Source organism: Streptomyces sp. NPDC054813 (genome assembly GCF_053611365.1).
In genome coordinates, this window is sequence record NZ_JBSHAF010000009.1 from 168448 (window position 1) to 188068 (window position 19621).

Annotated in this window: 15 protein-coding genes; 13 read left to right on the forward strand and 2 right to left on the reverse strand. The window is 71.0% G+C overall.

Translation table 11 applies throughout. The features are described from left to right. Positions 1-59: 59 nt before the first annotated feature. On the forward strand, positions 60-863 hold the full coding sequence (locus ACWGJB_RS20105; protein ID WP_453381490.1) for an exodeoxyribonuclease III: 804 nt from the start codon (positions 60-62) through the stop codon (positions 861-863). On the opposite strand, the gene ACWGJB_RS20110 is transcribed toward ACWGJB_RS20105, so the two are convergent. Then, positions 841-1488 (reverse strand): MerR family transcriptional regulator, encoded by a 648-nt coding sequence (locus ACWGJB_RS20110; RefSeq protein ID WP_453381658.1) that lies wholly within the window; start codon positions 1486-1488, stop codon positions 841-843. The two genes, ACWGJB_RS20105 and ACWGJB_RS20110, sit on opposite strands and share 23 nt — an antisense overlap. A gap of 176 nt (positions 1489-1664) precedes the next feature. On the opposite strand from ACWGJB_RS20110, the gene ACWGJB_RS20115 reads away from it, so the two are divergent. The 4 genes from ACWGJB_RS20115 (at position 1665) to ACWGJB_RS20130 (ending at position 5416) form a co-directional block, all read left to right on the forward strand. Then, positions 1665-3194 carry a flavin-containing monooxygenase gene (locus ACWGJB_RS20115; RefSeq protein WP_453381491.1) on the forward strand — a complete coding sequence of 510 codons (1530 nt, stop codon included), beginning with the start codon at positions 1665-1667 and terminating at the stop codon, positions 3192-3194. After that, positions 3191-4147, forward strand: coding sequence for an alpha/beta fold hydrolase (locus tag ACWGJB_RS20120; RefSeq protein ID WP_453381492.1), 957 nt, complete (start codon positions 3191-3193; stop codon positions 4145-4147). Before ACWGJB_RS20115 ends, ACWGJB_RS20120 begins: the two co-directional genes overlap by 4 nt. Further along, positions 4144-5028, forward strand: coding sequence for an SDR family oxidoreductase (locus ACWGJB_RS20125; protein WP_453381493.1), 885 nt, complete (start codon positions 4144-4146; stop codon positions 5026-5028). The genes ACWGJB_RS20120 and ACWGJB_RS20125 overlap by 4 nt, the downstream gene beginning before the upstream one ends. Before the next feature lie 94 nt (positions 5029-5122). Further along, positions 5123-5416, forward strand: a complete 294-nt coding sequence (locus ACWGJB_RS20130) for a hypothetical protein (RefSeq protein ID WP_453381494.1) — start codon at positions 5123-5125, stop codon at positions 5414-5416. Positions 5417-5652: 236 nt separating this feature from the next. On the opposite strand, the gene ACWGJB_RS20135 is transcribed toward ACWGJB_RS20130, so the two are convergent. Further along, positions 5653-8991 carry a S41 family peptidase gene (locus ACWGJB_RS20135; RefSeq protein ID WP_453381495.1) on the reverse strand — a complete coding sequence of 1113 codons (3339 nt, stop codon included), beginning with the start codon at positions 8989-8991 and terminating at the stop codon, positions 5653-5655. 189 nt (positions 8992-9180) lie between these two features. Here ACWGJB_RS20135 and ACWGJB_RS20140 point away from each other — a divergent pair, with 189 nt between their 5' ends. The 8 genes from ACWGJB_RS20140 to ACWGJB_RS20175 all read left to right on the forward strand — a co-directional run bounded on the left by ACWGJB_RS20140 (position 9181) and on the right by ACWGJB_RS20175 (position 19502). Then, positions 9181-9786 carry a TetR/AcrR family transcriptional regulator gene (locus tag ACWGJB_RS20140; RefSeq protein WP_453381496.1) on the forward strand — a complete coding sequence of 202 codons (606 nt, stop codon included), beginning with the start codon at positions 9181-9183 and terminating at the stop codon, positions 9784-9786. A 124-nt stretch (positions 9787-9910) separates the two neighbouring features. Beyond that, positions 9911-12145 (forward strand): MMPL family transporter, encoded by a 2235-nt coding sequence (locus ACWGJB_RS20145; protein WP_453381497.1) that lies wholly within the window; start codon positions 9911-9913, stop codon positions 12143-12145. Positions 12146-12339: 194 nt separating this feature from the next. Beyond that, positions 12340-12861, forward strand: coding sequence for a YbaK/EbsC family protein (locus tag ACWGJB_RS20150; protein ID WP_453381498.1), 522 nt, complete (start codon positions 12340-12342; stop codon positions 12859-12861). Between the two features lie 197 nt (positions 12862-13058). Beyond that, on the forward strand, positions 13059-14000 hold the full coding sequence (locus ACWGJB_RS20155; RefSeq protein WP_453381499.1) for an ABC transporter ATP-binding protein: 942 nt from the start codon (positions 13059-13061) through the stop codon (positions 13998-14000). After that, positions 13997-15346, forward strand: coding sequence for an ABC transporter permease (locus ACWGJB_RS20160; RefSeq protein WP_453381500.1), 1350 nt, complete (start codon positions 13997-13999; stop codon positions 15344-15346). Before ACWGJB_RS20155 ends, ACWGJB_RS20160 begins: the two co-directional genes overlap by 4 nt. Positions 15347-15359: 13 nt before the next feature. Further along, a complete protein-coding gene (locus tag ACWGJB_RS20165) occupies positions 15360-18113 on the forward strand; it encodes an alkaline phosphatase family protein (RefSeq protein ID WP_453381501.1) in 2754 nt (917 codons plus the stop codon). Between the two features lie 140 nt (positions 18114-18253). Further along, a complete protein-coding gene (locus ACWGJB_RS20170; protein ID WP_453381502.1) occupies positions 18254-19135 on the forward strand; it encodes an NAD(P)-dependent oxidoreductase in 882 nt (293 codons plus the stop codon). A gap of 91 nt (positions 19136-19226) precedes the next feature. Beyond that, positions 19227-19502, forward strand: coding sequence for a DUF1876 domain-containing protein (locus ACWGJB_RS20175; protein WP_450765465.1), 276 nt, complete (start codon positions 19227-19229; stop codon positions 19500-19502). Positions 19503-19621 lie beyond the last annotated feature (119 nt).

Below are 19621 nucleotides of genomic sequence, written 5' to 3' on the forward strand. Positions count from 1 at the left end.
TGCAGGCGGAAGCGCGGTGGACATCGGGACTCCGTCCAGTGTGCCGGTATCGTGCCCTGGTGCTGACTGTGACCTCGGTGAATGTGAACGGGCTGCGGGCCGCCGCGAAGAAGGGCTTCGTGGAGTGGCTCGCGGAGACCTCCGCGGACGTGCTCTGCCTGCAGGAGGTGCGCGCGGAGCCGCAGCAGCTCCCGGAGGGGGTGCGTGCGCCCGGCGGATGGCATGTCGTGCACGCCCCCGCGTCCGCCAAGGGGCGAGCGGGTGTCTCCCTGTACACCCGGCGCGAGCCGGACAGTGTGCGCGTCGGCTTCGGCTCGGACGAGTTCGACGCGAGCGGGCGCTATGTCGAGGCCGACCTGCCCGGCGTCACCGTCGCCTCCCTCTATCTCCCCTCCGGGGAGGTCGGCACCGAGCGGCAGGACGAGAAGTACCGGTTCATGGACGCGTTCCTCGCCCACCTGAAGGAACTGCGCGAGCGGGCCGCCGCCGACGGGCGCGAGGTCGTCGTCTGTGGCGACTGGAACATCGCCCACCAGCAGGCCGACCTGAAGAACTGGCGCGGCAACACCAAGAACTCCGGCTTCCTCCCGGAGGAGCGGGACTGGCTCGGCAGCGTCCTGGATCCGGCCGACGGCGGGTACGTCGACGTCGTACGCGCTCTGCATCCGGAGGCCGAGGGGCCGTACACCTGGTGGTCGTACCGGGGGCGGGCTTTCGACAACGATTCGGGTTGGCGCATCGACTACCAGATGGCCACGCCAGGGCTCGCGGGCAAGGCGGTCAAGGGCTTCGTGGAGCGCGCGGCCACCCATGCGGAGCGCTGGTCGGACCACGCGCCGGTCACCGTCGTGTACGACCTCTGACGGGCTGGTCCCGCTTGCTCATCCATCGGTCCAGGGCCAGGGACACCTCTGCCTCCACCACGCTCCGGGCCAGGGGGCGCAGGCGCTCCATGTCCTCCCGGGGGCCGTGGCGCAGGACGAGTTCGGCGAAGAGTTCGGCGAGGGCGTCGGCGTGCTCGCGGACGCTCCGGCCGGCCGCCAGGACCTCCGCGAGCGGGAAGCCCTCGCGGACCAGGGCCTCCGAGGCGTCCAGCAGGCGGCGGCTTATGTGGACGATGTCGTCGCCGTCGGTGCCGAGGTAGCCGAGGTCCAGGGCGGCGACGAGGTTCTCCGGGGTGGCCTCGCCCTCGAAGCGGGCGGCGAGCTCCTCGGGGGTCAGGCGGACCGGTTCCTCCTCGGTGGGGGTGCCGACGCCGAGCAGGTCGGCCATGTCACGGCCGTGGTCGAAGGCTTCCGCCAGTTCCGCGATGCCGTTCAGGGTGTGACCGCGTTCCAGGAGCGCCGAGATCGTGCGCAGGCGGGCCAGGTGATGGTCGTCGTACCAGGCGATGCGGCCCTCGCGGCGCGGCGGTGGGATGAGTTTGCGCTCGCGGTAGAAGCGCAGCGTGCGCACGGTGATGCCGGCCAGGCCGGCCAGTTCCTCCATGCGGTACTCGCGCGCCTCGCCGCCCTGTCCACCGTCGTCTGCCACATGCGAAGCCTATGTTGTACCGCCGGTAACTTTCGTCCGTCCGAGCTCTACCCATCAGTACGGAGCTGCTCTACAGTCCAATCGTGCCAGTGTTCACTGGCGTAATCGTGGTCGATGCGTGGAGGCTCCGGATGGCCCAGCACGAGCAGGTACGGGTGGCGGTGATCGGGTCCGGGTTCGGCGGACTGGGCGCGGCCGTGCGGTTGCGCCGGGAGGGGATCACCGACTTCGTCGTCCTGGAACGGGCCGGCAGCGTCGGTGGCACCTGGCGGGACAACAGTTACCCGGGGTGCGCCTGCGACGTGCCGTCCCACCTGTACTCCTTCTCCTTCGCACCCAACCCCGACTGGCCGCGCACCTTCTCCGGCCAGGAACACATCCGCGCCTATCTGGAGCACGTCGCCGATGTGTTCGGGCTGCGGCCCCACCTCCGCTTCGACGCCGAGGTCAAGCGGATGACCTGGGACCCGGAGAAACTGCGCTGGGACATCGAGACGGCCTCCGGCTCGCTCTCCGCCGACGTCGTCGTCTCCGCCACCGGGCCGTTGTCCGACCCGAAGATCCCCGAGATCCCGGGGCTGGACTCCTTCCCCGGCAAGGTCTTCCACTCGGCCCGCTGGGACCACGACTACGACCTGCGCGGCAAGCGGGTCGCCATGGTCGGCACCGGCGCCTCCGCGATCCAGATCGTGCCCGCCATCCAGCCCGAGGTCGCGAAACTCACTCTCCTCCAGCGCACGCCCCCGTGGGTGATGCCCCGCGTGGACCGCGCGATCAGCGCCGCCGAACGCCGACTGCACCGCACGCTGCCCTTCACCACCCAGGCCCGGCGCGGGTTCCTGTGGGGCATCCGGGAACTCCAGGTCCAGGCGTTCACCAAGCGTCCCGACGAACTCGGCCTGGTCGAGAGCCTCGCCAAGCGCAACATGGCCCGCGCCATCAAGGACCCCGCGCTGCGCGCCAGGCTCACCCCGGACTACCGCATCGGCTGCAAGCGGATCCTGCTGTCCAGCACCTACTATCCGGCGCTGGCGCAGCCCAACGTCGACGTGGTGGCGAGCGGGCTCAGCGAGATCCGCGGATCGACGGTGGTGGCCGCCGACGGCAGCAGCGCCGAGGTCGACGCGATCATCTTCGGCACCGGCTTCCACGTCACCGACATGCCCATCGCAGAGCGCGTCGTCGGCGCCGACGGGCGGACCCTCGCGGAGGCCTGGAAGGGCGGCATGGAGGCGCTGCGCGGTGCCGCCGCGGCCGGGTTCCCCAACTGGATGACGATCATCGGGCCCAACACCGGCCTCGGGAACTCCTCCATGATCCTCATGATCGAGTCCCAGCTGAACTACATGGCCGACTACCTGCGCCAGCTCCGTGTCCTCGGGGGGCGTGCGGCCCTCGACGCGCGCCCCGCCGCCGTGGCCACCTGGAACCACAAGGTCCAGGAACGCATGAAGCGCACCGTGTGGAACACCGGCGGTTGCACCAGCTGGTACCTGGACGCGAGCGGCCGCAACACCACCATCTGGCCCGGCACGACGACGGAGTTCCGGCGCGCGACCCAGCGGGTGGATCTGGCGGAGTACGAGGTGGTCCGCGCGCCTCTGGCCGGCAACGAGGACGGCGCGCACGGCGCCAAGTCCGGTGCGGAGGTGGGCGCGTGAGCCGGCTCACCCATGTGACCAGCGGTCCGTACGCCCCGCCCGCGCCCGCGCGTGAACTCACCGCCGTCTCCACCGACGGCGCGCGCCTGCACGTCGAGGTGCACGGCCCCGAGACCGCGCCCCCTGTCGTCCTCGCCCACGGCTGGACCTGCTCGACCGCTTTCTGGGCGGCGCAGATACGGGAACTGGCCGTCGACCACAGGGTCATCACGTACGACCAGAGAGGGCATGGGCGCAGTCCCGCGAGCCCCGCGTGCACCACCCAGGCGCTGGCGGACGACCTCGAGGCGGTGCTCGCGCACACGCTCGCGCGCGGGGAGCGGGCCGTGATCGTCGGGCACTCCATGGGCGGCATGAGCGTCATGGCGGCCTCCGCGCGCCCGCGCTTCCGTGAGCATGCCGCCGCGGTCCTGCTGTGCAGCACCGGTAGTTCACGACTGGTGGCGGAGGCGCGCGTCATACCGTTGCGCGCCGGGGCCGTACGCACCTGGCTCACGGCGCACGTCCTGGCATCGCGCGCCCCGCTCGGACCGGTCACGCCCGTCGCCCGGAGCATCCTCAAGTACGCCACCATGGGCGCCGGTTCCGACCCGCGCATGGTGGAGGCGTGCGCGCGGATCGTGCACGCCTGCCCGCGCGCTGTGCGCCACGCCTGGGCGCTCGTCCTCGCGCACCTTGATCTCGACGACGGCGTACGGGAGTTGCGCGCGCCCACGGCGGTCATCAGCGGCGCGTCCGACCGGCTCACGCCCCCTCTGCACGCCCGCGCCCTGGCCGCAGCGCTGCCGCACTCCCTCGGTCTCACCGAGCTGCCCGGCATGGGGCACATGACTCCGGTCGAGGCGCCGGAACTGGTCAACGGAAAGATCCGGGAACTGGTCACCGCGTATGTGACGGCCACCCCCGGGCGAGCCGGCGCCGAGGCGCCCGAGCGGATCAAGGAGGGCTCATGAGCAGGGTCGGTCTCGAAGGACAGGTCGCCGTCGTCACCGGAGCGGCGCGCGGGGTCGGCGAGTTGCTCGCCCGCAAGCTCTCCGCGCGCGGAGCGAAGGTCGCGCTGGTCGGGCTGGAGGAGGAGGCACTCAAGGAGGTCTCCGGGCGGCTGCACACCGACAGCGCGTACTGGTACGCCGACGTCACCGACCACGAGGCGATGAGCCGGGTGGCGCGTGAGGTCAAGGAGCGGTTCGGGAAGGCCGACATCGTGGTGGCCAACGCCGGGGTGGCGAACGGCGGTCCGTTCGCCGAGTCGGATCCCGAGGCGTGGCGGCGGGTGATCGAGGTCAACCTGATCGGCTCGGCGGTGACGGCACGCGCGTTCCTGCCGGTGCTCACGGAGAGCCGGGGCTATCTGCTGCAGATAGCGTCGCTGGCCGCGATCACGCCGGCGCCGATGATGACGGCGTACTGCGCGTCCAAGGCGGGCGTTGAGGCGTACGCGCACAGTCTGCGCGCCGAGGTCGGCCACCAGGGGGTGCGCGTCGGGGTCGGGTACCTGTCCTGGACGGACACCGACATGGTGCGCGGCGCCGACCAGGACGAGGTGATGCGGGAGTTGCGGCAGCGGCTGCCGTGGCCGGCGAACAAGACGTATCCGCTGGGCCCGGCGGTGGACCGGATCGTGGCCGGGATCGAGCGGCGCTCGGCGCATGTGTACGGGCAGTGGTGGCTGCGCGGGATGCAGGGCGTGCGCGGGTACCTGCCGGCGCTGATCGGCACGGTCGGGCAGCGCGAGATGAAGCGGTTCGCGCCCCGCTTGCAGGGCATGCGTACCGGGCTCGTCGGTGCAGGTGGGGCGGCTGACGAGGAGGCGCGCACTACGCACCGTCACTGATCGAAATGCGTGCGTTGTCCGCTCGTGTGAATCTGGTCGAGGCCCCACCGAGGGCCGATCCCCTCACCCTCCACGGGAGTGAACCCACATGGGTATGAAGGACAAGGCCGGCAAGATTCAGGACAAGGCTGGCAAGATTCAGGACCAGGCCAAGCAGAAGGCCCGCGAAGGCCAGCAGCAGGCGCCGCAGCGCGGCCGGCAGGCGCAGGAGCGTGGTCAGCAGGCGCAGGAGCGTGGTCAGCAGACGCAGGAGCGCGCCCAGCAGACGCAGGAGCGTGGCCAGCAGACGCAGGAGCGTGGCCAGCAGATGCATGACCGTGGTCGTCAGGACATGGACGACACCGAGCGCGAGATGCGGGACCGGTTCGACCAGGACTACGACGCGTAGCGCTGTACCGGGCTCGGAACACATCGCGTGGGGCACCCTCCGTTCCGGAGGGTGCCCTGCGTTCTGTGCTCCCGCCGGGTCGGCGGCACGTGCCGGATCTGTCCCAACGGCGCCTGGCGGAACGCCTCCCGCACCTCCACCGCCGGTTGCTGAACCTGGTCCCGGCCCCACCGGACGCACCGACGCTCGGGTCACCGCAGCCTGCCCCCGGCGAATCCGCGTGTCAGGGGCGTTCCTCAAGGGGCCGTCGGTCGTGGCGGCAGATTCGGGCGGGATCTGTCCGGTACCTCGCTGTGGTCCGGGGGGATCGCTGCCGGGTGATCGGTCAGGAGGTCCAGGGCCAGTTGGATCGCGTAGTCCATCTCCACGTGGCGGCCCTCCGCCCAGTCCATCGGGGTGCGCAGTACCTCCACGTCGGGGGCGACGCCGTGGTTCTCGACGGACCAGCCGTACTCCTCGAACCAGGCCGCGTTCATCGGCACCGTGATCACCGTGCCGTCGCCCAGGCGGTGCCGCCCGGTCATGCCGACGACCCCGCCCCAGGTGCGCTGGCCGACGACCGGGCCGAGCCTCAGCAGCTTGATCGCGGCCGTGATCATGTCGCCGTCTGAGGAGGTGGCCTCGTCGGTGAGCGCGACGATCGGGCCGCGCGGGGCGTTGGAGGCGTACGACACCGGCTGCGCGTCCCTGGTCAGGTCCCAGCCGAGGATGGTCCGGGTGAGTTTCTCGACGACGAGTTCGCTGATGTGGCCGCCCGCGTTGCCGCGCACGTCGACGATGAGCGCGGGGCGCGAGACCTCCAGGCGCAGATCCCGGTTGAACTGGGCCCAGCCCGAGCCGCCCATGTCCGGGATGTGCAGGTAGCCGCATCGGCCGCCGCTCGACTCCCGGACCACGGCACGGCGTTTGGCCACCCAGTCCTGGTAGCGCAGCGGCCGCTCGTTGATCAGCGGGAGGACGGCGACCCGGCGCGGTGGTCCCGGCTCGCCGTCGCCCGGCACGAACGTCAGCTCCACCGTCGTACCGCCCGCTCCCGCGAGCAGCGGGTAGGGGCCGGTCACCGGATCCACCGGCCTGCCGTCCACGTGGGTGAGCACCGCGCCCTCCCGGATCCCCGTGCCCGCGAGCGGGGAGCGTGCCTTGGAGTCGGAGGAGTCGCCGGGCAGGATCCGCTTGACCGTCCAGCCGCCGTCCCGGCGAACGAAGTCGGTGCCGAGCAGGCCCTGGAAACGCTGGTAGTGCGGCGGGCCCTCGTTGCGGCGGGCGGGGGTGACATAGGCGTGCGAGGTGCCCAGTTCGCCGAGGGCCTCGCGCAGGAGGTCGGCGAACTCGTCGGGGGAGGCGACCCGTTCGACCAGCGGCCGGTACTGGTCGAGCACCCCGTCCCAGTCGATGCCGCACATCCCGGGGTCCCAGAAGTAGTCGCGGATGAGGCGGCCGGCCTCGGCGTACGCCTGCCGCCACTCGGCGGGCGGGTCGACCTGGTGCAGGATGCGGCGCAGGTCGATCCAGACGGTCGAGTCGGCGTCGCCGGACTCGGTCGACGGCACGGCCCGCAACTCGCCCTCGTCGACCACGACCAGGCGGCTGCCGTCGCCGCTGACCGTGAACCAGTCCAGGTGGTCCACGAGTTCGGACTTCTTCGCCTTGGTGATGTTGAAGTACTCCAGGGTCGGCCGGCCGCTGGTGTCCGCGGGGTTGACGAAGGTCTCGCCCAGCGCACCCGAGATCGGCCAGCGCAGCCAGACCAGACCGCCGCCCGCGACCGGGTACAGCGCCGAGTACTTGGAGGCGGTGACCGGGAACGGGGTCACCCGGTTCTCCAGTCCCTCCACCTCGACCGTGACCGTGCCGCCCTCGCCGGGCTCCTCGTCCTCGACGGGGTCCAGACCGCCCGCCGCCGGGCGGCCGTCGGGGCTGAGGGCGAAGGGGGAGGGGGTCGCCGAGGAGAGCGGGACCAGGTACGGGCGGCAGCCGAGCGGGAAGGACAGGTCGCCGGTGTGCACGTCGTACACCGGGTCGAAGCCGCGCCAGGACAGGAACGCGAGATAGCGGCCGTCGCGGGTGAAGACAGGGTTCTCGTCCTCGAAGCGGCCGTTGGTGACGTCGATGACGAGCCGGTCGCTGATCCGGGCCATCTTGATCTGTCGCAGCGAACGGCCGATGCCTGGATGCGACCAGGTCAACCATGACCCGTCCGGTGAGAAGGCCAGATCACGGACCGGACCATTGATCGACTGGATCAACTCGGTGACCATGCCGTCGGAGCCCTCGCCGTCAACAGGATCAATACCGGCGGGGGCAGTGTCGTCAACATGGTCAATATCGTCGATTGAATCAACAGAAGCCTCGTCGCCCTCAACATCCTCGGACACGTCGATCAACAGCAGCCGCCCGTCGTGCGCCGCCACCGCCAGCCGCTCGCCCAGGGGGTCGGAGACCAGTTCGAGGACCCGGCCCAGCTTCCCGGAGGCCAGTCGGCGCGGTGGGCGGTCGCCGCTCGCCCGGGGCAGGTGGGCGATCTCGACCGCGTCCTCGCCGCCGGCGTCCGTGACGTACGCGATCTGCCCGGTCGAGCCGAGCATCTCGGGGAGCCGCACCCGTACCCCCGGCGTGTCGGCGATGGTGCGGGCCGGGCCGTCGCGGTGGGTGAGCCAGTACAGGCTGCCGCGTACGACGACGGCGCTGGCCCGTCCCGTCTCGTCCACGGAGACGCCGTCGACGTGCTGGGCGGCCGGCACCTGGTAGGGGCGGCGCCCGGCGCGCGGCCCGGACAGCCGCACATCCAGCCTGCGCGGCGCCGAGCCCGGGCCGAGGTCGTCGACGAGCCACAGGTCGCCCGCGCACTGGTACACCACCCGGGTGCCGTCGCTGGCGGCGTGCCGGGCGTAGAAGGCGTCGTGGTCGGTGTGCCGGCGCAGGTCGGAGCCGTCGTAGGCGCAGGAGTAGAGGTTGCCGACGCCCTCGTGGTCGGAGAGGAAGGCGATCCGGCCGGCGACGAACATCGGGGAGTCCAGATGGCCGCCGATCCCGGCGAGCAGCCGCTGCCCGTGCAGCCAGAGCCGGCCCATGGCGCCGCCCCGGTAGCGCTTCCAGGCGGCCGGTTCGTGCGGCGGGGTGCCGGTGAGCAGCAGGGCCCTGCGCTCGCCCTCGACGTCGGCGACCTGGATGTCGGAGACGGGCCCCCAGGGCAGCTTGCGGCCCGGGTCGCCGTCGGGGGACACCTTGTAGGCCCACGTGAAATAGGAGAACGGCTGCCCCTGCGAGGCCACCGCGAGAATGTCGCTCTCCGGCGTCCAGCCGCACACCTGGGTGTCGGCGCTGCCCCAGTACGTCAGCTGCCGTCCCGGCCCGCCGTCCACGTCGGCCAGATGGATCTCGGGCACCAGGCTGCGCCAGCTCGTGTACGCGACCCGACGGCCGTCCGGCGAGAAGCGCGGATGGCCGACCTTGGTGCGGTCGACGGTGAGCCGCCAGGCGCGGCCCGGGGCGTCCAGCGAGGTCAGCCAGAGGTCGTCCTCGGCCACGAAGCACAACAGGTCACCGTGGAGATGCGGCAGGCGCAGATAGCTCACCTCCCCATGCTTTTCCGGGTACAGGGGGCCAGCAACTCGTGGGCACGCGCGCGTGGCGTGACGTACGTGAGCGAGCACACGTACGAAACGGTTTCGTTTCTCTAGATCCCGGGGTATCTTCAACATGTACGCAGTGAGGTGCAGGATGTACGCACCCGGGTGCCGATGGAACAGGGAAGGGTGAGTGGCATGGCTGAGGTCGCAACGGCGCGTCGCAGTCGGATCACGCCCGAGCGTGAGACCGAGCTGTACGAGGCCGTGCTCGACCTGCTCCGCGAAGTCGGCTACGACGCCCTCACCATGGACGCCGTCGCCGCCCGCACCAAGTCCAGCAAGGCCACCCTCTACCGCCAGTGGGGCGGCAAGGCCGAACTGGTGGCCAAGGCCGTACGGCACACCAAGCCGGGGGGCGCGGGCGGCAAGATCGACACCGGCTCGCTCCGGGGCGATCTGCACGCCCTCACCCTGCGCTCGGACGACTGCGAGATGGAGCAGAACTCCGCGCTGATGCGGGGTCTCGCCATGGCGGTCCACGGCAACCCGGACCTCCTGGAAGCGTTCAAGGAGCATCTGATCGGGCCCGAGATGGCCGACTTCAACCAGGTGCTGCAGCGTGCCATCGGCCGGGGTGAGGTCCGTGCGGACAACCCGGCGATCGACTTCCTGATGCACATGATGATCGGCGGGTTCGCCGCCCGTTCCCTGATCGACGAGCAGCCCCCCGACCAGGCCTTCATCCTGTCGTACATCGACGCCGTGGTGCTCCCCGCACTCGGCGCGCCCACCACCGGCTGATCTCTCCCCACAGCCAGCCCACCTGACGCCTTCGCTCACGTCGTCGGGCCGATCACCCCTGCCACCCAGCGGGTTGATCACCCCTGCCCTGAATACCCCACGACCTGACCGGGAGTACGCCCTCGTGGCCACGTTCCTCTACAAACTGGGCCGGCTGGCCTTCAGGCGACGGCACTTCGTCGCCCTCATATGGGTGGCGCTGCTGACCCTCGCGGGAGTCGGCGCCGCCAGTGCCCCCGCCGCCGGCAACACGTCCTTCTCCATCCCCGGAACCGAGGCCCAGAAGGCCTTCGACCTGCTGGACCAGCGCTTCCCGGGCACCAGCTCCGACGGCGCCACCGCGCGCGTAGTCTTCAAGGCGCCCGCCGGCGAGAAGATGACGGACAAGCTCAACAAGGCGACCGTCAAGAAGACCGTCAGGGACCTGTCCGGCGGCTCCGAGGTCGACTCGGTCGCCGACCCCTACAAGGGCAAGGCCGTCAGCAAGGACGGCACGATCGCGTACGCCTCGGTCAGGTACAAGGTCTCCGGCATGGAGCTGGAGGACTCCTCACGGGACGCCCTGAAGGCGGCCGCGCAGGACGCGCGGGACGCCGGGCTGACCGTGGAGATCGGCGGCGACGCGCTCAGTGCCACACCCGAGACCGGCTCCAGCGAGGTCATCGGCATCGCGATCGCCGCGGTCGTCCTGGTCATCACCTTCGGCTCGCTGCTCGCGGCCGGGTTCCCGCTGCTCACCGCGGTCATCGGCGTCGGTATCGGCGTCTCCACGATCACGGCCCTGGCCAGCGCCCTCGACCTGGGCTCCACCACCTCCACACTGGCCACGATGATCGGCCTCGCGGTCGGCATCGACTACGCCCTGTTCATCGTCTCCCGCTACCGCGCGGAACTCGCCGAGGGCCGCGAACGCGAGGAAGCCGCCGGCCGCGCGGTCGGCACGGCGGGATCGGCGGTCGTCTTCGCCGGTCTGACGGTCGTGATCGCCCTGGTCGGACTGTCCGTCGTCAACATCCCGATGCTCACCAAGATGGGTGTGGCCGCCGCGGGCACGGTCGTCGTCGCCGTCCTGATCGCCCTCACCCTCATCCCGGCGCTGCTCGGCTTCGCGGGCCGCAAGATCAAGCCCGCCGGTGAGAAGAGCAAGCTGCTCGGCGGCGGCCGTGCGAAGAAGAAGCACGCCGACAAGCCCAACATGGGCACCCGCTGGGCGAGCTTCGTCGTACGGCGCCCGGTCGCCGTCCTGCTGCTCGGCGTCGTCGCCCTCGGCGCGGCGGCGGTCCCCGCGTCCTCCCTGCAGCTCGGCCTCGGCGACGACGGCTCCCAGCCCACCTCGACCACCCAGCGCCGCGCCTACGACCTGCTCTCCGACGGCTTCGGCCCCGGCTTCAACGGCCCGCTCATGGTCGTCGTCGACGCCAAGGACAGCGCCCACCCGAAGGCCGCGTTCAACAAGGTCGACAGCGAGATCAAGGGCCTCAAGGACGTCGTCACGGTGACCCCGGCCGCCGCCAACAAGGCCGGCGACACCGCGACCATCACCGTCATCCCGAAGTCCAAGCCGTCCTCGACCACCACCGAGGACCTGGTCCACGCGATCCGCGACCAGGGCACCGAGATCACCGCCGACACGGACGCCAAGGTCCTGGTCACCGGCTCGACGGCGATGAACATCGACGTCTCGCAGAAGCTCAACGACGCCCTGATCCCCTACCTGGTCCTGGTCGTCGGCCTCGCCTTCCTCCTGCTGATCGTGGTCTTCCGCTCGATCCTCGTCCCGCTGAAGGCCGCCCTCGGCTTCCTGCTCAGCGTGATGGCGGCCCTGGGTGCCGTGGTCGCGGTCTTCCAGTGGGGCTGGCTGTCCGGCCTGCTCGGCGTCGAGGAGACCGGCCCGGTCATGTCGATGATGCCGATCTTCATGGTGGGCGTCGTCTTCGGCCTCGCCATGGACTACGAGGTGTTCCTCGTCACCCGGATGCGGGAGGCGTACGTCCACGGCGAGAAGCCGAGCCAGGCCGTCGTCACCGGCTTCAGGCACGGCGCACGGGTCGTCACGGCCGCCGCCGTCATCATGATGGCCGTCTTCTCCGGCTTCATCGGCTCCAGCGAGTCCATGATCAAGATGATCGGCTTCGGCCTCGCGATCGCCGTCTTCTTCGACGCGTTCATCGTCCGCATGGCGATCGTCCCGGCCGTGCTCGCCCTGCTCGGCAAGCGCGCCTGGTGGCTGCCGAAGTGGCTGGACCGCGTGCTGCCCAACGTCGACGTCGAGGGCGAGGGCCTGCGCGCCCTGTCCGACAGGAACGCCGGCGACGACTCAGGCAAGGACGACGAGGACCGCGAGCTGGTACGCGCCTGACGCACGGCACGTGAAAGACCGCCGGTGAGGGTCCGTGGGGACGGGGCGCCCTCACCGGCTTCCTCGCGCCCGCGCGCGCCACAGCCACGGGCACCCGCGCGCCACCACCATGGGCGCCCGCGCGCACCACCACCACGGGCGCCCCCGGTGTTAACCGCTCGCATCGCCCCGGCCGCTTGGTTAGCGTGCCCCCTATGACGACGACAGCCGCCACTGACGCCGACGCCCAGGGCCCCGGAGCCCACCCTCGTTTCGCCGCCGCCCTGGTGGAACTGGGGCTCGGCGAACTGACCTCGCGCGTGCGGCGGTTCCCGGACGCGGCCCGTACCGCCGCCGAGGCCGCCGCGGCGATCGGGTGCGAGCTCAGCGAGATCTGCAAGTCGCTGATCTTCGCGGCCGACGGGGTGCCGGTCCTGGTGCTGATGGACGGCGCCTCACGCGTCGACGTGGAGCTGGTGCGCAAGGAACTCGGCGCGGAGAAGGTCACCCGGGCCAAGGCGGACGTCGTACGCGAGACCACCGGGTACGCCATCGGGGGCGTGCCGCCGTTCGGGCACCGCACCCGCACGCGCGTGCTCGCCGACCGGGCGCTGCTGCGGCACGACGTGGTGTGGGCCGCCGCGGGCGACCCGCACGCCGTCTTCCCGATCCCGCCCGCCGCCCTGGTCGAGCACGCCGGCGCCACCGTCGTGGACGTGCGTGAACCCACCGCGTGATCCCGCCGGTTGCCGCGGTCGTGCGTGAGCCCACCGGGTGACCGTCCGCTCCGGTGCCAAGTCGACATTTTTGAGCCACAGGACTTGCCGTTGCCTTGACGAACCGTTCTTCGCACGTTCAGCCGACCGCCTGTGCCTGGGTTGTGTGTTCTCCGTAGGGTCCCTGCGAGTTGCGGAAGAAGGGACTCGTGGGACTCATGGACACACTCCACGCTGTCCGGGCCCGAGGGATCACCAAGTGCTTCGGTGACATCGTCGCACTCGACGGTGTCGACCTGGATGTGACGCAAGGCCAGATCCACGGCCTGGTCGGACCGAACGGCGCCGGCAAGACGACACTGCTCGGCCTGCTGCTGGGGCTGGCCGTCGCCGACGGCGGCCGGCTGGAGATCCTGGGGACGCCGGTCGAGCGGACGCTCGCCGCCCCCGACGGTGTCGCCGGCTTCGTGGACGCGCCCGGTCTCTACCCCTCGCTCACCGCCCGGCAGAACCTCGCCGCGCTGGCGGCCCTCCGCGGCCTGGACACGGGGCCGGCGGGTATCGACGGCGTGCTCGGCGAGGTCGGGCTCACCGATGTCGCCGACGACAGGACCCGTGGCTTCTCCCTCGGCATGCGCCAGCGGCTCGGGCTCGCCGCCGCCCTGCTCACCCGGCCCCGGCTGCTCGTGCTCGACGAGCCGTCCAACGGCCTGGACCCGGCCGGCAAGAGACATGTGCACGGCGTCCTCACCCGGCTCGCCGCCGACGGAACCGGCGTGGTGCTCTCCAGCCACCGCATGGACGACCTGGAGGCCCTCTGCTCCGAGGTCACCATCCTCGCCACCGGACGCGTCGTCTTCTCCGGCCCGCTGAGCAAGCTGGCCGCCGAGAACCGTGAACTCGACTACCGGCTGCGCACCTCCGATCCCGAGGCCGCGCGCCTGGTCGCCGCCGGCACGGCGGGCGTCCGGATCGTCGACGACAGCGGCGTACGACAGGACGCCGACGTACTCGTCGTACGCGCACTGGTGCCCGCCCTCGACGAACTCGTCGCGAAGGTCGTGCGGTCGGACGTCGCGGTGCGCGAACTCGCCCCCGTCGTATCACCACTGGAGGCCGCGTTCCTCGCCCTCACCGAACATGAGGAGGCCGGCCGATGACCGCGACCACCGTCGCCCGGCGCACGCCCGCCGCCCGCCGCGTGCCGGTGTCCCGCGGCTACCGGTTCGAACTGGTCAAGCTGATCTCCCAGTGGCGGATCCGGCTGCTGGTGCTCGCCTGCTGGATCGCTCCGGCGCTCTTCGTCGCCGGGGTGAGCGGGCAGAGCACCCTCCCCTCCGACACGCTCTTCGGCCGCTGGATGCACGCCACGGGCTGGGCCGGACCGCTGGTGATGCTCGGTTTCGCGGGCACCTGGGCGCTGCCGCTGCTGACCTCGGTGGTCGCCGGCGACGTGTTCGCCTCCGAGGACCGGCTCGGCACCTGGCGTCACCTGCTGGTGGCGGTCCGCTCGCCCGCGCGGATCTTCGTGGCGAAGTCACTGGCCAGCCTCACCGTCATCCTGCTCCTGGTGGCCGGGCTGGCCGTCTCCAGCGCGGTCGGCGGACTCGCGGCGGTCGGCAACCAGCCCCTGGTCGGCCTCGACGGGCATCTGCTGTCGCCCGGGGACGCCGCCGGCCGGGTCCTGCTCTCCTGGATCGCGGCCCTCGCACCGACGCTCGCCCTCGCCGCGATCGGACTGCTCGGGTCGGTCGCGCTGGGCCGCTCCCCGATGGGGCTGCTGCTGCCCCCGATCGTCGCGCTCGCGATGTCGGTCGCCCAGATGCTGCCGCTGCCTGTCGCCGTGCGCCTCGCCCTGCCCACCTATGGCTTCATCTCCTGGAACGGCCTGTTCACCAGCCCGGCCCAGCTCGCCCCGCTGCTGACCGCCGTCGCGGTCAGCCTGGTGTGGGCGGTGCTCGCGACCGTACTGGCCCATGTGCTGTTCGTACGGCGCGACTTCACCAACCCGGCCTACGACGGTTCCGGGCGCCGCGCGATCACCCTCGGCGTGCTGCCGCTGGCCGCGCTGACCGCCGTCACCGTCGGAGCGGTCGCCGTGGCCACCCCCTCGACGGGCTCCGGCATCGAACAGGACAAGGTGCAGAAGTCCCTCGCCACGGTCTTCGCGCACCTCTACCGCCTGCAGACGCAGGAACTCCATCGACCCGCCGTCACCGAAAAGCAGTTGGGGGCCACGGCGGCGTGTACCAAGAGCGACGGCCAAGCCGCCCAGGAGGGCGCGGGGAACGACTGGCGTTGCGTGGTGAGCTGGCACCTCCCCGGCGTTTCGGTGACGGGGACGGCGATCTACCAGCTCGACATCACCTCGGACGGGCGGTTCGTGGCCGACGGCGACGGTCCGAAGGAAGTGAACGGCTACTTCCTCGTACGGGCTTCGACCGGTGACGCCCCGAACCCGCTCTGGCAGTTCGACGGCAACGTCGACCTGCTTGAAACCCACTGAAGGGAACAGTTCCGTGCAGGTAACCCGCCAGCGTCGGATCAACGAGAACAGACAGGTCAACTTCCTCGGCCGGCGCGTCGGCCGCCGGGCGCTGCTGGTGACGGCCGGTATCACCGTCGCCCTCGGCGTCACGGGCACCGCGGTCGCCTCGACGTACCAGTTCGGCACCCAGCAGGTCGGCCAGACCACCGCCAACGGCCAGGTCGTCTCCGCCGACCAGTACATCAAGCCGTACGGCAGCCGCACCGTCATCAACGACGGCAAGATCATGTCGTCGACGGTCAGCCCGGACGGCACCCACCTCGCGGCCTCGGTCGCCGACGGTGACGCGTCCCTGGTGATCATGGACCTGGCGACCGGGCAGGTGAAGCAGAAGGTCGGCACCAACGCGGCGGACGACCTGCGCATCAGCAGCGGCGCGGTCGGCCAGGAGGGCCCGACCTACTCGCCCGACGGCAAGCAGCTGTGGCTGGGCCAGGCCGGCGGCTACACCAGGTTCACCGTCAACGCGGACGGCACCCTCACCGGCCCGACAGCCGTTCCGATCGCGGCCGACGGCTCCAAGCAGGCGCTGGTGGGCGCGGCGGTGTTCTCGGCGGACGGCTCCACCGTGTACTCCGCGGTCAACGGCCAGAACAAGGTGGTCGCGATCGACGCGGCGACCGGCGCGATCAAGCAGACCTGGGCCGTCGGCAACGCCCCGCGCGGTCTCGCCCTGGTCGGCGGCAAGCTCTACGTCAGCAACGAGGGCGGGCGTCCGGCCGAGGCCGGCGACACCACCATCAACTCCTACGGCACCGACGTGGTCGCCAATCCGAAGACCGGCGCCGCCACCACCGGCACGGTCAGTGTCATCGACACCGCCGACCCGTCCGGCGCCGTCGGCACCATCGCCGTCGGCCTGCATCCGACCGCGGTGTACGCGAGCAAGGGCGCGGTGTTCGTCACCAACACCGCCGACAACAACGTGTCGGTCATCGACACCCGCAAGGACAAGGTCGTCCAGACCATCGCCACCCAGCCGTGGCCCGAGGCCTCGGTCGGCTACGAGCCCAACGCGGTCACGCTCACCGACGACGGACACCTGCTGGTCACGCTCGGCCGCGCCAACGCGGTCGCCGTCTACCGCTACACCTCCCCGCAGCAGCCGGCCCGCTACGTCGGCCTGCTCCCCACGGACTACTTCCCGTCGGGGATCACCGCCCTCGGCAAGAAGGTCGTCGTCGCCAACACCCGCGGCATCGACGCCCTGCGCCCCGACGCCGCCGGCCACAACACGCACGACACCACGTCGAGCCTCACCCAGTTCACGATGCCGAGCGACCAGGTCGTCAGGTCCGAGACGGCCAAGGTGTTCAAGCAGAACGGCTGGACGTCCAACTCGGTCAAGACCGCCAAGGACAACGGCCACAAGAAGGCCGTCCCGGTCCCGAAGCGGATCGGCGACCCGTCGACGATCAAGCACGTCTTCCTGCTCGTCAAGGAGAACCGCACCTACGACCAGGTCTTCGGCGACCTCCCGCAGGGCAACGGAAACTCCGCGCTCACCCAGTTCGGCGAGAACGTCACGCCCAACCAGCACGCGCTGGCCCAGCAGTTCGGCCTGTACGACAACTTCTACGACATCGGCACCAACTCCGCCGAGGGCCACAACTGGCTCATGCAGTCCGACAACCCGGAGTACACCGAGTCGTCGGCCGGCGAGTACACCCGCAGTTACGACACCGAGAACGACGTCCTCGGCCACCAGAAGACCGGCTTCATCTGGACCGGCGCGCAGGCGGCCGGCAAGTCGGTCAAGGACTTCGGCGAGTTCCAGTCGTACGAGAGCAAGCCGGCCGGCGCGAACTGGCAGAACCTGTACTGCGACAGCAAGAACATGGCCGCGACCGGGGCCCAGACCGCCTACCCCATCAAGACGGGCTCGGCGATCCCCTCGCTCAACGACGTGTCGGTGCAGGGCTTCCCGCTGTTCGACCTCGACGTCCCGGACATCTACAAAGAGCAGATCTGGAAGCAGGACTTCGAGAAGAGCGGCCCGGCGAACCTGAACATGTTCTGGTTCTCCAACGACCACACCGGCGGCCCGGCCAACGCGGCCGCCGAGGTCGCCGACAACGACCTCGCGGTCGGCCGGATGGTCGACGAGATCACCCACAGCAAGTACTGGAAGGACTCGGCGATCTTCGTCGTCGAGGACGACTCCCAGGCCGGCCTCGACCACGTCGACGGCCACCGCGCCCCGGTCCAGGTCATCAGCCCGTACGCCCAGCACAACACGGTCGACGACCACTACTACTCGCAGATCACCATGGTCCGCACCATCGAGCAGATCCTCGGGATCCACCCGATGAACCAGCTCGACAGCGCGGCCACCCCGATGTACGGGGCCTTCACCCGCAAGGCGGACGACACGCCGTTCACGGCGGTCCCCAACCGGACCTCCCTGACCCTCGGCGTGAAGCCCCAGCCGTCCTGCGGCTCGGACACCCCGGCAGCCCAGGACGCCGACGCGGCGGCCGCGCCGACGACCGTTTCCGTACCGGCCGCCGAGAAGACGGTCGCGGCACAGTGGCGGACCTGGGCCTCGCACCAGCGGCTGACCGGCCCGAACGCCGTGCCCGACTACGCCAACCCCACCCAGATGAACCGCTACACCTGGTACCAGACCCACAACTGGACCAAGCCGTACCCCGGCGACAAGAAGATCTTCACGCCGGACGACGTACCGGGCGCCTACCTTCCCTCCTCGGAGAACGACGGCTGACAGCCCCACCACGCGGTCATGTGCGGGGCCCCTGGCAGGGCCCCGCACGCCCCCTCCCCGGTCCCGGGACGGCCTACGCGCGCAGGCCGCCGCGCCATGCGCCAAGCTTGCTGCGGAACGTACGAGGACAGGGAGACGTCATGACCGACAAGCCGACCGTGGCCTTGCTGGGCACCGGCATCATGGGCGCCGCGATGGGCCGCAACCTCCTGAAGGCCGGGCACACCGTCCGCGCGTGGAACCGCACCCGCGCCAAGGCCGAACCCCTCGCCGCCGACGGCGCCCAGGTCACCGACACCCCCGCCGAGGCCGTCGAGGGCGCCGACGTCGTGCTGACCATGCTGTATGACGGCGAGACGGCCCTGGAGGCCGTCCGCGAGGCCGTCGGCGCGTTGCGGCCCGGGGTCGTCTGGGCGCAGTCCACCACCGCGGGACTCGACCAGATCCCCGAACTGGCCGCCTTCGCCCGCGAGCACGGCCTGGTCTTCTACGACGCCCCGGTCCTCGGCACCCGCCAGCCCGCCGAGGCCGGACAGCTCACCGTCCTGGCCGCAGGGCCCGAACAGGGCCGGGAGACGGTCACGCCGGTCTTCGACGCCGTCGGCGCCCGCACGCTGTGGACCGGCGACGACGGGTCCTCGGCCGCCGCGACCCGGCTCAAGCTGGTCGCCAACAGCTGGGTCCTCGCGGTGACGGCGGCGGCCGGCGAGGTGGTGGCCCTCGCCCAGGGCCTCGACGTCGACCCGCACAACTTCTTCGACCTGATCGCGGGCGGCCCGCTCGACATGGGCTATCTGCGGGCCAAGGCCGGGCTGATCATCGACGGCGGACTGACCCCGCCGTCCTTCGCGGTGGACACGGCAGGGAAGGACGCCCGGCTGATCGTCGCCGCCGGCGCGAGCCGCGGCGTGCGCCTCGATGTGGCAGAGGCGGCCGCCGAACGCTTTGCCCGCGCCGCCGCCCAGGGGCACGCCGACGAGGACATGGCCGCCGCGTACTTCGCGAGCTTCGACGGCAAGTGACCCGCGCGCGGGGCGGCGCGGTCCGGTGCCGACGTGACGCGCGGGGCCCCGAGGGAGCACCCTGGAAGCAGCGATTGCGGAGGTGGTCCCCATGATGCAAACCGCTGTGGGATGGCACGTAGAGCTGGAGTTCCTGGAGGACGACACGCACACGCGCGCGGTCGCCATGGTGCGTCTGCCCGACGGCACCGAGGTACGCGCGCACGGCCACGCCAGCCGTCATGAGTCCGACAGCAACCAGCCCAGAGTCGGGGAGGAGATCGCGGGAGCCCGCGCCATGAACGAACTGGCCATGCAGTTGCTGAGCAAGGCGCACGGCGAGATCGACGCGGACTCCGGGCGGCACTCGCATCCGATCAACGTGTGAGGAAGCGCGGGCGCGCGGGCGTGGGCGCGCGGGCGTGGGCGTGCTCGCGCGGGGTGTTGGCGTGCTCGCGCGGGGCGTGTGGTGTTCGCGCGCGCCGGGCGTGCAGAGCGCTGGAGCGC